At 59.0% G+C, this 13883-nt stretch carries 14 protein-coding genes; 12 read left to right on the forward strand and 2 right to left on the reverse strand.

Translation table 11 applies throughout. From position 1 onward, the window contains the following. Positions 1-30: 30 nt before the first annotated feature. Positions 31-300: a hypothetical protein gene (locus tag CBB62_06455; protein OUT41944.1), complete on the reverse strand. Its 270-nt coding sequence runs from the start codon at positions 298-300 to the stop codon at positions 31-33. A 73-nt stretch (positions 301-373) separates the two neighbouring features. Further along, positions 374-1267, reverse strand: a complete 894-nt coding sequence (locus CBB62_06460) for a hypothetical protein (protein ID OUT41945.1) — start codon at positions 1265-1267, stop codon at positions 374-376. A 441-nt stretch (positions 1268-1708) separates the two neighbouring features. Here CBB62_06460 and CBB62_06465 point away from each other — a divergent pair, with 441 nt between their 5' ends. From CBB62_06465 to CBB62_06520, 12 genes are all read left to right on the forward strand, one after another. Further along, complete coding sequence (locus CBB62_06465; GenBank protein OUT41946.1) at positions 1709-2146, forward strand: hypothetical protein; 438 nt, start codon at positions 1709-1711, stop codon at positions 2144-2146. Then, on the forward strand, positions 2143-2484 hold the full coding sequence (locus CBB62_06470) for a hypothetical protein (GenBank protein OUT41947.1): 342 nt from the start codon (positions 2143-2145) through the stop codon (positions 2482-2484). Before CBB62_06465 ends, CBB62_06470 begins: the two co-directional genes overlap by 4 nt. Before the next feature lie 23 nt (positions 2485-2507). Continuing rightward, a complete protein-coding gene (locus CBB62_06475) occupies positions 2508-2843 on the forward strand; it encodes a hypothetical protein (protein OUT41948.1) in 336 nt (111 codons plus the stop codon). Continuing rightward, positions 2840-4210 carry a hypothetical protein gene (locus tag CBB62_06480; protein ID OUT41949.1) on the forward strand — a complete coding sequence of 457 codons (1371 nt, stop codon included), beginning with the start codon at positions 2840-2842 and terminating at the stop codon, positions 4208-4210. The genes CBB62_06475 and CBB62_06480 overlap by 4 nt, the downstream gene beginning before the upstream one ends. Further along, on the forward strand, positions 4207-5400 hold the full coding sequence (locus CBB62_06485; GenBank protein ID OUT41950.1) for a hypothetical protein: 1194 nt from the start codon (positions 4207-4209) through the stop codon (positions 5398-5400). The genes CBB62_06480 and CBB62_06485 overlap by 4 nt, the downstream gene beginning before the upstream one ends. Beyond that, entirely contained in the window at positions 5397-6227 is an 831-nt protein-coding gene (locus CBB62_06490; protein ID OUT41951.1) for a hypothetical protein, read from the forward strand. The genes CBB62_06485 and CBB62_06490 overlap by 4 nt, the downstream gene beginning before the upstream one ends. 268 nt (positions 6228-6495) lie before the next feature. Next, positions 6496-8124, forward strand: coding sequence for a hypothetical protein (locus CBB62_06495; GenBank protein ID OUT41952.1), 1629 nt, complete (start codon positions 6496-6498; stop codon positions 8122-8124). Positions 8125-8384: 260 nt separating this feature from the next. Beyond that, entirely contained in the window at positions 8385-9008 is a 624-nt protein-coding gene (locus CBB62_06500; protein OUT41953.1) for a hypothetical protein, read from the forward strand. A 303-nt stretch (positions 9009-9311) separates the two neighbouring features. Beyond that, positions 9312-10118 (forward strand): hypothetical protein, encoded by an 807-nt coding sequence (locus CBB62_06505; protein OUT41954.1) that lies wholly within the window; start codon positions 9312-9314, stop codon positions 10116-10118. Further along, positions 10054-12024, forward strand: coding sequence for a hypothetical protein (locus CBB62_06510; protein ID OUT41955.1), 1971 nt, complete (start codon positions 10054-10056; stop codon positions 12022-12024). Before CBB62_06505 ends, CBB62_06510 begins: the two co-directional genes overlap by 65 nt. A 25-nt stretch (positions 12025-12049) precedes the next feature. After that, positions 12050-12265, forward strand: a complete 216-nt coding sequence (locus tag CBB62_06515) for a hypothetical protein (protein OUT41956.1) — start codon at positions 12050-12052, stop codon at positions 12263-12265. 3 nt (positions 12266-12268) lie between these two features. Further along, on the forward strand, positions 12269-13882 hold the full coding sequence (locus CBB62_06520; protein ID OUT41957.1) for a phage portal protein: 1614 nt from the start codon (positions 12269-12271) through the stop codon (positions 13880-13882). Position 13883: the final 1 nt, after the last annotated feature.

The raw sequence follows: 13883 nt of genomic DNA on the forward strand, positions 1-13883 counted from the left end.
GTTTCCTCTCGGTCCAGAATGTGGGGTAGGTCAGGCGAAGGCGTTGGTTACCGGATGGCGCGGGCGCAGCATCCGGGGCCGGTCAGGGGCCGGTGATGGGCCGCGTTCCTGTCGCAGCTTCTGTTTGGCCCGGACATCGCGCAGGGCCATGGCGGATTGACCGCAATCATTGATGACGGTTTCAGACCAGCCGATGGCGGTCAGCTTTTTGCGCTGGGCCGGATCACGCAGGCTGGTGATGTGATTGATTTGGATGTCATGTGCCAGACGTGACACGTTGACTTGACGATTTTCGTACATGGGCATGGTTCCTTTGGCATTGGATGCCTAAACCATTCCGTGCATTTTTAATCGTGTCAACCATTTTTGCACATCAACGTGCAAATTTACCCACAATGAAATGTGCCTTGGGCCAGCTTGACCGGGTCAGGGTGAATTCGCGGCGCGGGTTGAACTGCTCCACGGTCCAGATTTGCTGGCTGGTGGTTACCAGTCGCTTTATCAATGCCTTGCGGTCCTCGCCCGGCCTGTTGTCGGTCTGGAAAATCACGTCATCACCGCGGCCAACCGGCAGGTGCGGATGAACCAGTGCTGTGTCGCCATGGTCAAAGGCCGGTGCCATGCTGTCACCGGTGATATAGACGGCATAGGCGTCGGCAACGGTCAGCAGCGGTTCGGGTCGGGTGATCCAGTCTATCGGTTCATTGCCGATAATCACGCTGCCGTCATCGCCGCCCTGCGCGCTGGCGAAAACCGGCAGGGATTTGGCCGGGAAAGCCGGGGCTTCGGCGTCGCGGGTCGCCACGCGGGCGGCCACGGCAGCGGGTGACATTGTCTGTGGTTTCGCACCCATCATGCGGCGTCGGGTCTCTATATCTGTCCCGGTGCCGGTGGCTTGAAACCGTTGTTGTGCGCCGGTGTTGTCTGCTGCGATTGCTTCCTGATTACGGTCAATTACCGGGTCAACCAGATCGCTGAAATCCACGTCATAATCCTGGGCATACAGGTCCGGCTTGGCCAGATACATCGGGTCCAGATCAAGCGCCTTGGCAATGCGCTGCATGTTCTTGTGGGTAATGTTCTCGACCCGATCCAGCAACACGTTGTTGATGAAGCTGGGCGAGTTCTGGCCAGCACGGCGCGCGGCTTCCGCCTTGGAAATCCCGAGCACTGACATTCTGTGTGAAATTAGCTGCTTAACGTTCATATCCGGCATTTTTACATGGGTTGATAATAGCCGGTTCGTGCAAAAATGGTTGACAACCATCTAAAAATGCACGATCCCGGACATATGACCATGCCGGAAATATTCAAATACACCGTTAATCAGACCCGCGATTGTGGAAGGTCGCGCGGATCGGATTTGCGTGTTGAGACGGGCGCAAGCCCGGATATGCAGGATCGTGGGCCGCGAGGAAGGCAGGCCCGATCCGGTGACGTGTCGGGTGGGGTCAGACGAATTTCAGATTGTGTTGTGGGTGATGTGTGCTTCGCCGCCGTGCTGGCGGGTCTGTGTGTTCCCGATCGCGCGGGCTTGTCCCGTGATTTGAGGGGCGAACAGCCAGTGAAGTCCAATGCCCTGAACCATTACCCGGCTGTTCGCCCGTCATCTCTGGACAGTTTCGAGCATACGCCGGTTATCCCCGAAATTCGAGGGGAAAACCCCGCAACATATTGCGGGATGTCGTGACACACACGCGAAGGAACCATGCCCATGTTAGATCATCGTCAAGTCATCAATCACCAGTCACCGCCCGCCGGGTCGGAAATCGAGGGGCGGATTGCCTGTTCCATCATCCGCGAATATGGCGATCAGCAGCACCGGATTAAGAAGCTGGCCCGGATCACCGGGGCGTCACAGCGCACGGTCGAGGGTTGGATATATGAAGGGCGGATGCCGCAGACGGTCAACCTGATCGCCCTGATGGCGGACAGTGATGAAGTGTTCGCCGAAGTCTGTGCCCTTGCCGGGCGCAAGGTGGATGCGCCGCTGCGCAACAACAACCGGCTGTCGCTGCCGCATCTGCCGGATCATCTGGCCGAAGCGGTCAACGGTCTGATCGATGCCATGGCGCGGGATGACCGCCCGGTGAACCAGAACATGGCGCCGGTGCGTGCCGGTGAGCAATGGGATTTGTTCAAATGACCGGGCAAGCGCTGACACTGGATGTCAAAACGATTGATGAAGCCGGGCAGTATTACTGCTGGCATTGCGGGGCGATGAACCGGGCGGGTGATCGCCTGATGTTCTGGACGCCATCAAGCTGTGACATCAACCGCAATCATGAACGCTGTGTCTGGGCGTGGCATGGGGTGCGCAAAGCGTTCCCGGATCAGCCATGGGGTGCGCCGGATTTGATCGCCCTGCGGGTGATGATCGCGAAGTGCGCGGATGTGGCGGCATGGGTCCGGGACAACCAGCCGCGCGTCTATAAGCGGATTGTCGAGTGTCACCCGGCAGTGGTGGAAAGGGCGGTGGCGTGATGGGGCGTTTTTTGCTTTGGCCTATGGGTGCTGGCAAATGTCTTAAGCAGCACGTCAAGGCGACCGTCGTCTCGGCGAATGGCGATCATTATATCGCCTATAATGCTATTCGCCATGTGCCGCGCGAATGTCCGCGCAAGGATATGAAAACAGGCGAGGGCTATCACTTGTGTCGGCAGGTTTGTCGGCAATACGGTCATGCGGAGGCCAATGCCTGTGTCTTTGCCGGCAGGGCGGCGGCGGGTGGTATTCTTTATCTCGAGGGGCATGATTATGCCTGTGAGAGCTGCATCAAGATTTGTGATGCGCATGGCATTCAGGCGATAGTCATTGGCCCGCCGCCGGAGTGTCCGGCATGAAATACTGGTCAATCTGCGCCGGGGTGTGCGCTGCCTCGCAAGCATGGAAGCCGAAAGGCTGGCAGCCTGTGCTGTTCTCCGAGATCGATCCCAAGCCATGTGCGGTACTCGAGCATCGGTTTGGCGCTGCCGATGCGCGCCATACCCGGCCTGCTGGCAAGCCAGCACTGTGGGGTGACTTTACGGCCCTGCGGGTGCGTCACCTGATGCGCCTCAATATCGAGCTGCCGGACGTGATTGTCGGCGGCACGCCGTGTCAGGATTTTTCTATCGCGGGTGCGCGATCGAGCCTGACCGGATCGCGGGGCAATCTCACACTCGACTTTCTGAGGTTATGCGATGCAATCGACAATCTTCGACGCAATCTTGGCCTCAAGCCGCTCATCATCATCTGGGAAAACGTGCCCGGCGTCCTCAATACCCGGGACAACGCCTTCGGGCATGTCCTTGCCGGACTGGCTGGATGCGATACCGCCATCGTTCCGCCACGAAAATGGACGCGCGCGGGTGTGGTTGCTGGACCCCGCCGACAAGTCTCCTGGAGGGTACTCGACGCTCAATATTTCGGCTTGGCCCAACGACGCGAGCGTGTGTTCGTTGTGGCAAGTGCTGGAACCGTCAGTGTCGCGGAAATACTTCCTGAGTTCGACGGCCTGCGCCGGGTTGCTCCGCCGCGCCGAGAAAAGGGGAAAGACATTGCCCCCACAGTTAGCGCACGCATTCAAGGCGGTGGCGGGTTAGGCACTGACTTTGACCTTGATGGCGGGATTGTTCCATATGCGAGCTCCGGTCATTCATCCTTCGGTGATGGCTTGCCCAGCCTTCGTGCGTCCGAACGCGATGCTGGGGGGGGCAGTGAGGCGCTGGTAGCTTTCGGCGGCGGCAATACCAGTGGGCCGGTTGATGTGGCGGCCACGCTGACCGCTCATGGCAACCGGATAGATTTTGAGGTCGAGACGTTTGTCGCGACTGCGTACAGAACAACCGGCAATGACGGGGCTTATGAGACCGGCGATTATGTCGGGGCACTGACCTGCAACACCGATCAGGCGTCGCATGTTATTGCCTTCGATACGGCCCAGATTACCAGCAAAACAAACGGCTCCAACCCGCAACCCGGTGATCCTTGTCACACGCTTCACGCTGCTGCCACCCACCATATTGTCCTGCCCTACGCCGTCCGCAAACTGACGCCGCGCGAATTTGAGCGCCTCATGGGCTTCGAGGACGATTTTACCCTTGTGCCGTATCGCGGCAAGCCGATGAGTGACAGCGCGCGATACAAGATGTGCGGCAATTCCATGGCGGAGCCGGTCATGGGCTGGATACAGGATCGGGTTATCCGGGCGATGGAGTTGCAGCGATGACCGGTGATTATTCAGACCAGCGGCTGGATGCCGAATATGTGGCGCGGCAGGTCAATCTGGTCAGTCTCGCCAAGGATGAAGGGCACGCGGTCAGGAAGCGTGGCAGTACGCATATGCTGAGCTGTCCGGTGCCGTCGCATCTCGACCGCGATCCGTCATGCGGGTTGTATTACAAGGGCGGGAAGTGGCGCTGGAAGTGCTATTCCTGCGGGGCCGGTGGGGATGCCATTGGCTGGTTCATGCAGGTGCATGGGCTGGATTATGGCCGGGCGCTCGACCGGGCCGGGGCTTATGTCGGGCTGATCGATGATCCGAACAGCCGTATGACGCCGGAACAGCTTGACCGCATCCGGGCGGCCAATCGCGACAAGGCCCGCCGGGCCATTATCGAGGGTGAGCGGCGGGACCGGATGGATAAGGCCCGCAAGCTGCAATCCGCTGCCGATCTGGCGCGGGCGGCGGTGCCGGTCAGCCGTGAGGGTGACAGCAGCCTTGTCGCCAAATATCTGTGGTCGCGCGACATCGATTACTTCGCGATTGCCGGGCAGATCGGTGAGGTCGATATACCGGCGCTGAAATTTGCGTGGCTGCCCTATCTGCCATGGAACCGCCGCCCGGACAGATCAGCGCCGTGGTATGGCAAAATCTGGCCGGTGATGGTCGGCATTGTCCAGCGCTATGGCGATGACGGCCTGCCGCATTTTGCCGGGACGCATCTGACCTATCTCGACCCGACCGGCAGCCGCAAGGCCGATCTGGGGCGGGATGCCAAGGGTGATCCCTATAATGCCAAGCTGATGTGGGGTGACATCGATCGCGGGTGCATCCGGCTCGCCCCGGCGCAGGGCCGTGAAATCGGCCTGTGTGAAGGCATCGAAACCGGGCTGTCGCTGATGCAAATGGATCTGTTGGCCGGGCGGGATATGCGGGCGATCTGGCCGTGCCTGTCGCAGGTCGGGCTGGCCAAGGTTGCGCTGCCGCCGGATGTGGATCGGGTCGGTATCTACACCGATCCCATAGGCGCGTCGGATGCCGCCCGGCGCAATCACCGGCATCGGACAGAACAGGCGCAGCGCAACGCCGCATGGCGTCCGCGCCATCAGGGCGGCAAGCGAAAGGTGGTGACGGTCACGCCGCCGCCGGTGCCGGGTGACTTCAATGACCGGTTGATGGCGGGGGTGCTGGAATGACGGATTTATCGCCATACATCCTGCCGGAAGGCAATGTGCACATCGCATTCTCGGGCGGGCGCACAAGCGCCTATATGCTGCATCAGATCATGGCTGCAAATGGCGGCTTGCCTGATCGCGCCAAGGTGATATTCACGAATACCGGCAGAGAGCTCGAACCAACGCTTGAATTTGTGCGTGAGGTTGAGCGGCAATGGGGCGTGCCTATTGTCTGGTTGGAATATCGCTATGACAACGGGCCGCGTGCCCAGCAGGTTTTCTTTGAAACTGCCCATCGGCGGAAAGACCCAAAGCCATTTAATGATCTGCTTCGCCGCAAAAAAAGGCTGCCAAACCAGCAAGAGCGATTTTGCACTGAAGAACTGAAGGTCCGTACCGCCCGCCGCTGGCTGGTCATGCAAGGCTGGAAAAAATGGACCAAGGCAGTTGGCATCCGAGACGATGAACCGGACCGCCACAATCCTGCTGCGCAGCCGCGCGAAGCTATATGGCATCCAATGGTTGCTGCTGGCGTGTCACGGTATGATGTCGCTGCGTTTTGGCAGGCATCACCTTTCGATCTCGGCCTGCCCATAGTCAACGGAAAGACCATCGGCGGCAACTGCCTCAAGTGCTTTCAAAAAAGTGAAAAGCAGATCGCATCGTTCATCCGCGACATACCTGACGACACTTGGCCGGATGACATGGAGGCAGAATATGCTGGCACTTTCAGTGCGCGCTACAGCCACCGCGAACTGCGGCGGTATATCGAAAAGCAAGGTGACTGGATTTTTGATGATGATGTTGACGTGCTGTGTCAAGCGGATGGCGGGGAGTGCTCAGGATGAGAAAGCTTGGTCAATATGAGGGCAGACGGCTGGCGTGGAAGCGTTGGTTTGCGTGGCGACCAGTCGGCCTTGGCAAAGCCGGGCGGGTTGTATGGCTCAGATGGGTTGAGCGCAGGCTCGTCACAGAGCTTTGCTTTGATGGCATCGGTTATTTGCGGTCGTATCGTTTTGAATATCGGCAACCGCGCGCGGGGGTGATTGACAGCCCCTGATCGGCCCGGCCCGCCGCTGACACTCTGGACAAACAACACCGTAAGGATGCCCCCTTATGACGACCGAACAGGCCGCACAAGCGGTTGACGACACGATGAAAGCGCCACCGCCCATGTATGATCCCATGGATGACGCGGATGATGATGACAGTGTTGTCGAAGAATACGATCAGGCAGAACTTGATTATGCCATGATGGAACGCAATGACAGCGGCAATGCCAAGCGGCTGTACCATCGATATGGCAATGATCTGGTGCATGTCAGCCGGATCGGCTGGCACTGCTGGAACGGCAAATACTGGGACCGTGAGGAAGGCGACCTAGAGGTCATGCGCCGGTGCCGTGATGTCAGCACAAGCATTCAGGGACCGGAAGCGGCGGCGCTTTACCAGTATCTGATGGGGCGGCGTGATGATGACGGCAACCCGAAGCAGGTCAAGAAAGCCGCTAATGATGCCGTCATACGGCACAGGAAGTTCGGCGAACGGTCGGGTGATCTGGCCAAGATCAAGGCAATGACGGAAATATCCAAAGTTGATCTGTCGCGCCCGCCGGATGCTCTCGACAAGCATCCGTTTATGCTCTCGCTCGGCAACGGCACCATCACATTGCCTGATCCGTCCGACACAAGCGGCAAGGATCAGGTCAGAAAGCGCCGGTTCAAGCGGAGTGACTATATCAGCCGGATTGGCAATGTGGTCTATGATCCCGATGCAGAATGTCCGCAATGGCGCGGGTTTCTGAATATCGTCCAGCCAGACCCGGATATTCAGCGCTTTCTGCAGAGTTACATGGGCTATTGCCTGACCGGCAAGACCACCGAACAGGTGCTGGTTGTCAACTACGGCGGCGGCGCGAACGGCAAGTCCACGTTCATTGAAACCATTGCCCGGATCATGGGCAGTTATTCGGCATCGGTGCCGATCGAAACCTTTATGGCCGATGGCCGCAAGGGTGGTGGTGATGCCACGCCTGATCTGGTCCGGCTGCCGGGGGTCCGGCTGGTCAGGGCCGCAGAACCGGAAGTGGGATCAAGGCTGTCGGAAAGTCTCGTCAAGGTTATCACCGGCGGCGAGGAAGTCAGTGCGCGGGCGCTCTACAAGGAACAGTTTACGTTCAGTCCGCAGTTCAAGCTGGTGCTGTCCTGTAACCACAAGCCGAATATCTACGGCACGGATGATGGCATCTGGCGGCGCATCCTGCTCATACCTTGGGAAACAACGATCCCGGAGGAACAGCGGGATGCCGGGTTGCCTGCCAAGCTGCAGGCGGAAGCCAGTGGCATCCTGAACTGGTTGCTGGACGGGGCAAGGATGTGGGCGGAATGCGGGTTGCATATCCCGGACACCGTGCGGGCGGCAACGTCCGAATACCGGCAGGACAGTGACCCGGTCGGACAGTTCCTTGAAATCTGTACCGCCAAGGCACCGGGGGAAACCGTGACATCGGCGCGGTTGTTTGAGGTCTATGAGCGATACTGCCGGGCTAACGCCATACCGGTGGTCAGCCAGCGTGGCTTCAACAAGGCGCTGCAGGCCAAGGGATATGTCCGCATGAAGTCGTCCACGATGATGTGGAAGGGGCTGATAATCACCGATGACATGGGGCTGTCCAGTGAGGCAGCAGACAGCATTAGTGCGACAACCGGGGACAGTGTAGATGGGGCTGATGACGATGCCTATTAAGTATTATGGGACGGTTCCGCGCCGTCATGGGACGGTATTGGGACGGTTTGATGCCGCTGCCATAAATATCAAAGTGATTAGGAAACAATCACTTGGCGCAGCTATTGGGACGGTTGGGGCGCTTGGGACGGTATTTTCTGGGTTTCCCATAATGCGCCTGCCTGTGTGTGCGTTATTACTTTTACCTATATTACTATCCCAACCGTCCCAACCGTCCCATTACTTTCCATAACCACCCGTTATATCTGGATAAAAATATCATGCCACAAATTCACCAACCGTCCCATAACTGTCCCGGCCATACTCTGAACCATCCCAAGGCCAAGGAAACCGTCACTTTGGAGCGGCTGCTGCACTGGACCTATGCGCTGCAGCTTGCGCATCGGGGTCCGGCTTGGCAGCCATCAACCGGGTTCGGTGCTGCGCTCGACATGTCCCAGCTTGGCATCCGGGTTGATACCAACCCCGGCGGCGGTGCCAAGGTGTCCAACGTTCACCGCGATGCGGAAGCGGTCGATGCCGTAGTTGAGCGGCTTTGCTCGGCCAAGCAGCGGATGATGCTGGTCCAGTTCGGCCTGACCGGGTGTGCCCCTGATGCGCATCTGTCGCCGCGCTGCCGGTTTGTGCCTCGCCGGGGCTGGCAGGCCGGATCAGACCCGCGTGAGGCCATTCCCGAATATGATCCGGTGTCAAAGCGGCCTGTCTATACCGCCGTCATGGTGCTTGATGCTCCGGCTGACCTGCCGGTCATGCGGAAATCATACGAATTGTTCCATGCCGCCATGCTGCTGGTCAGTGATTATCTGGCGGAAAACAGCCATTTGCTGACCCGCTTCGATGTGCGACGTGAAAAAGATCGCCGCTTGCCGTGGAATAGGGGTTGACGCTGCGGAAAAACTTTGACACATTGCCCGAACGGTTAAGAACGCCCGAAGCTAAGTGCCTCGGGCGTTTTCTTTTGGGCCGGTGATCTGGGGCTGCGCTTTGCGCGGCCTTTTTTGTGTCCGGCGTTCATTGCAGAAGTCAGCGGCGCTGAAAGCAGAAGCGCGGCAGGGGTCACAACCTGACCCGCGCGATGTGATAGGCGCGGACACGGTGGTTACGTCAGAACCATAGCCGGGGTAGCGCCCGGCCTGACTTCTGCAATAAACGCGGGTCCCTCTGAGCCGCAGCATATACGGGTGAAAATGCCCCGGAATGTGGTCAGTTTCAAAGCCCTGAAACTGGGTACCGATAACCCGAATACAGTTCCGATCAATGTTCCGATAGGTGTTCCGATGACCAGTGCAGACAGTGCTGGGCAATGGATTGGTGCAACCAAGGCTGCGAAGCTTCTGGGCGTAACGCCGCGTGCGCTGTCCAAGGCCCGCAACAACGGGCGGCTGCCGCCGCATGTAGTCAACCGGATCAGTGAACGCCGGATTGAATATCTGTGGCCCGCGCTGAAAGCAGCGTGGAATGACAGCCGGGATGTTGGCGAGACAATCAAGCTGCAGGCTGCCGCCGCCGATCGCGGCGACGATGATCTGTTTGATGACGGTGATGCCGATGCCGGTGATGATCTGGCCGCGCTTGACGCGGTCGAACCAGCCGCGCCGCGCCAGCCAAGCCAAGCCGAACTGGATGTGGCGGAAGTCCGGCAACTGAAACTGCGCCGGGAAAAGCTGGCGCTGGCGAAGGCAGAAGAAGAATTCAGGCAACAGGCCCGTGAGCTGATCCCGGTTGAAGAACTGGAAGACGCCATGACCCGGTTGGCGGAAACACTGATCCAAGGGTTGGTGATGATGCCGCGCAAGGCGGAAGAAACCGCCGCGCTGAAAACCGGTGACAAGCCCGCGCACCGGAAGGTGTGGGAAGCGGCGGTCAATGACTATCGAAAACAGGTTGCCAAAACCATGGGCGATCTTGCCAGAGATTTAGGGGTTGCGGATGTACGCGAAAGCGCTGCCAGTGATGGCGACGGTGCTGGCGGCGATGTTCGCCCCGCCGGTTGATGCCAGCATAGTCGATTGGGCGGAAGCCAATTTCTATGTTCCCGATGGCCCGTTTGAAGGCCAGCTATACAGCTTTGATGAAACGCCGTATCTGCGCCCGATCGCGGAAGCCCTGCGCGATAGTGATCCGTGCAATATCGTGTCTGTGCGCAAGTCGGCGCAGACCGGTGTATCAACCCTGGCGCTGGTCTGGATCGGGTTCACGATTGATTGCGAGCCGACGCAAATGCTGGTTGTCCAGCCATCGACGATGGCCCGGACAAACTTCATTGAAGAAAAGCTGGACCCGGCAATCCGCCTAAGCCCAGCGCTGTCGGGCAAGGTCGCGGATGTCAAAAGCCGGTCGCGCGAAGGCAGCACGGTCAAGCGCAAAAAATTCCCCGGCGGCTGGTGCGCGCTGGCTGGCGCTGGCAGCCCATCTGAACTGCGGATGCGCACGGTGCGCCGGTCGATCTGTGACGAGGTTGGCGAATATGAAGCTGATCTTGCCGGTCAGGGTTCGCCGATCAAGATGGTCGAGGCCCGCCACATCGCCTATCACGCGACGGGCAATTACAAGTCGCTGCGTCTGGGAACCCCGACGCTCGAAGATGAATGCCTGATGGATGCCGATTTTCTGGCAGGCAGTCAGGAGTATTGGCATGTGCCATGCCCGCATTGCGGCACGCTGCAGCGGCTGGAATTTGCCAACCTGCGGTACAACGAAAAATGGCCATATGATCCACGCATTGAATGCGTGTCGTGCCATGAAGAAATTCGCGAGTACCAGAAGCGTGCCATGGTCGCCCATGGTGAACCGGTGGCAACCCATCCCGAACGGATGGAATATCACCGGTCGTTTCATATCGATGCGCTGGTGTCCAACCTGACCACATGGGACAAGCTGGTTGAAGCATGGCTTGATGCGGAAGGGTCGATCGAGGCGAAAAAGACGTTCTGGAATTTGTGGCTGGGTCTGGCCTTCCCGATCCAAGGGGATGCACCTGACGCCGAACGGCTGCATGAACGGGCGCTGAAAAGTGATTATGCGCAGGGCACCATCCCCGATGGTGTGCTGTTCCTGACCGCCGGTGCGGATGTCCAGAAGGACCGGATCGAGGTTTATATTTATGGCTGGGGCGTGCTCGAAACCAGATACCTGATTGCGCATCTGGTGCTGCTAGGCGACACCAATGAAATGGCACCGTTCATCGCGCTGGAGGAAGTCCGCCGCCGTGAATTTACCGATGCCCAAGGACACACCCTGCGCATCAAGATGATGGCGGTCGATAGCCGGTATCGCACGCAGCAAGTTTATCGCTTTGCCGCCGGGAAGTCGGATGTCATGGCGATCAAGGGCGGCAGTGATGGCCATAATGCGCCGTTGCTGTCCGCGCCGAAGCAGGCAATTTCCAAGGGTGTGAACGGTGCCAAGACGCGCCGCATCACATGGTTCAGTGTCGGCACATGGATTGGCAAAGGTGCATGGTATTCGGCGCTCAATCTCGACGGCCCTGATCCTGACACGGGTGAATATCCGCCGGGGTATGTGTTCCTGCCGAACGACATTGACATTGACACCTGCAAGCAGATGACCGCCGAAGTGCTGGTGCATAAGCCGCAGCGTGGCGGTCGCACGGTGATGCGGTGGGAACCAAAACCGAACCAAGCCTGTGAGGGGCTGGATTGTGCAGTCTATGCCCATGTCGCCGCCTATAAGCTGGGCATGGGGACATGGCGGCTGGATGACTGGCGCAAAATGTCGATCGACCGTTTTGGCAGCGCCAATCAACCGCAGCTTGATCTGCTCGACCGGCTGCAATCGCCGCTTCATACCAGCGGCCCATCAGCCGCCCCGGCAGCGGCCCCGGCAACTGAAACGACAACAAACAAGCGGGTTATCAAGCGCGGGTCACGCCGCGTTTGATGGCGCGTGACCGAAGGGATGCAGCATGACCACCACCGCAGAACAGTTGGCGGAAGTCCAGAAAGCGATTTCCGCCGTGATGCGCAATCAGTCGTTTTCGATTGATGGCAAAACCGTTACCCGCGCCAATCTCGCTGATCTGGAACAGCGGGAAATCAGACTGGAAGCCAAGCTGCGCAAGGAAGCGCGTGGCGGTCGCGGTCATTTTTCCAGTGGTCGCGGCAGTTATTTCGGGGGTTGATCGATGAAAAAAGTTACATCAAAGCCCGGCTTTTCCATGACTACGCTGGATAAAATGCTGCTGCCGGTGGCACCGGGTCTGGTCGCCAAGCGGGTTGAAAACCGTTTCCGGGTCATGGCCGCTACCGGTGGCACCCTGTCACCGGAAGCAAAGCGGGTGCATCGGAAGCGGCGGGGCAACAAGGCATCGGCCAATGAAAGCCTGCTGACGGATATTTCCGATGCCCGTGCCCTGTCGCTCGAGCATGTGACCACGGGTGCGCTACCCAAGTCGATCATCACCACCCATGTTGGGCACACCGTTGGCGGCGGGTTGCGTCTGGATGCGCAGCCGGATGGCGAGTCCCTGCAGCTTGACCCGGCCACGGAAGCCCAGATGTCAAAGCAGATGGAAATGCTGTGGCGCATCTGGTGCAAGTCGGCAGACTTCAACCGGCAGTGGTCGTTCAATGCACTGCAACAGATCATTTTCGCGGCCATGCTGGTGTCGGGTGATTGTCTGGTTGTCGCGGTCGATGACGGCGATAACCTGCAACGCACCACGTTTACCACGCGGCTGCAGGTGATCGAGGCGCAACGGGTCAGCAACCCTGACCGCAGGCCGGATGATGCGCTGATTGCCGGTGGTGTTGAGCGTGACGAATTCGGGCGGATCGTCGCCTATCATGTTTGCAGCGGATACCCGGAAGGATATGGCCGGACCCAGACCAAGGGATTGACGTGGCGTCGCATCCCGGCATTTGCCGATGATGGCAGCCGGTATGTCTATCACGTCATGGACCCGTTGCTGGCCCGTGCCGGTCAGAACCGGGGCGTGCCGCTGCTGGCACCGGTGATTTCGCAGTTGAAGCAGTTGTCAGACATGACAGAAGCAGAACTGACCGCATCGGTGCTGGCCGCCTGTCTGGCCGTGTTCAAGAAAACCCTGGACGGTGATGGCGGGTTGCCAACCGATGCTGCCGGTGATCGGCAGGATGGCGACGGCTTTCAGGTCACGGATGTTGATTTCGGGCCGGGCATGGTGTTTTCGGACATGCAGGCCGGTGAAGAAATCGGATCGATTGCGGTCAATCGCCCGAACACCGCATTTGCCCAGTTCTGGGATGCGATCGTGGCGGAAATTGCCGCCGGAACGGATCTGTCAAAAGAGGTTCTGACGCGGCATTTTCAGTCGTCATACTCGGCTTCGCGCGGCGCGCTTGGCGAGGTCTGGCGGCTGTTCATTCGGCGGCGTGAATTCTATTCAGAATTTTGCCAATGGGCCTATGAACTGATGCTGCAGGAAGCGCAGGATCGCGATTTGATGACCCTGTCCGGTTTCGATCAGGTGCCCATGATGCGGGAAGCGTGGTGCCAAGCCAAATGGGTTGGCCCGCCGATGCCGCAGATGGATGAACAGAAGGCGGTTTCCGCCGCAACCAAGCGGATTGAAGCCGGTCTGTCCACCCGCAAGGATGAAACGGCGAAGCTGACCGGCGGCGATTTCAATGCCAACCACCGGCAGTTGTCACGCGAACAGGAAATGCGTGATGAAGCCGGGCTGGTGGGCGCACCCGCGATCGATCCGAACGCAGCACAGGATGACGCCATCCGGCCTAATCAGGTTGACGCGGAATAAG

The organism is Micavibrio sp. TMED2, assembly GCA_002168225.1.
Lineage (GTDB): Bacteria > Pseudomonadota > Alphaproteobacteria > TMED2 > TMED2 > TMED2.

Bases quoted from the DNA above. Each gene is read 5' to 3' on its own strand.
- CBB62_06490 (OUT41951.1), top strand. From the start codon at position 5,397: ATGACGGATTTATCGCCATACATCCTGCCGGAAGGCAATGTGCACATC.
- CBB62_06470 (OUT41947.1), top strand. From the start codon at position 2,143: ATGACCGGGCAAGCGCTGACACTGGATGTCAAAACGATTGATGAAGCC.
- CBB62_06460 (OUT41945.1), bottom strand. From the start codon at position 1,267: ATGGTTGTCAACCATTTTTGCACGAACCGGCTATTATCAACCCATGTA.
- CBB62_06520 (OUT41957.1), top strand. From the start codon at position 12,269: ATGAAAAAAGTTACATCAAAGCCCGGCTTTTCCATGACTACGCTGGAT.
- CBB62_06475 (OUT41948.1), top strand. From the start codon at position 2,508: ATGGGTGCTGGCAAATGTCTTAAGCAGCACGTCAAGGCGACCGTCGTC.
- CBB62_06510 (OUT41955.1), top strand. From the start codon at position 10,054: ATGTACGCGAAAGCGCTGCCAGTGATGGCGACGGTGCTGGCGGCGATG.
- CBB62_06505 (OUT41954.1), top strand. From the start codon at position 9,312: ATGCCCCGGAATGTGGTCAGTTTCAAAGCCCTGAAACTGGGTACCGAT.
- CBB62_06485 (OUT41950.1), top strand. From the start codon at position 4,207: ATGACCGGTGATTATTCAGACCAGCGGCTGGATGCCGAATATGTGGCG.
- CBB62_06500 (OUT41953.1), top strand. From the start codon at position 8,385: ATGCCACAAATTCACCAACCGTCCCATAACTGTCCCGGCCATACTCTG.
- CBB62_06480 (OUT41949.1), top strand. From the start codon at position 2,840: ATGAAATACTGGTCAATCTGCGCCGGGGTGTGCGCTGCCTCGCAAGCA.
- CBB62_06455 (OUT41944.1), bottom strand. From the start codon at position 300: ATGTACGAAAATCGTCAAGTCAACGTGTCACGTCTGGCACATGACATC.
- CBB62_06495 (OUT41952.1), top strand. From the start codon at position 6,496: ATGACGACCGAACAGGCCGCACAAGCGGTTGACGACACGATGAAAGCG.
- CBB62_06465 (OUT41946.1), top strand. From the start codon at position 1,709: ATGCCCATGTTAGATCATCGTCAAGTCATCAATCACCAGTCACCGCCC.
- CBB62_06515 (OUT41956.1), top strand. From the start codon at position 12,050: ATGACCACCACCGCAGAACAGTTGGCGGAAGTCCAGAAAGCGATTTCC.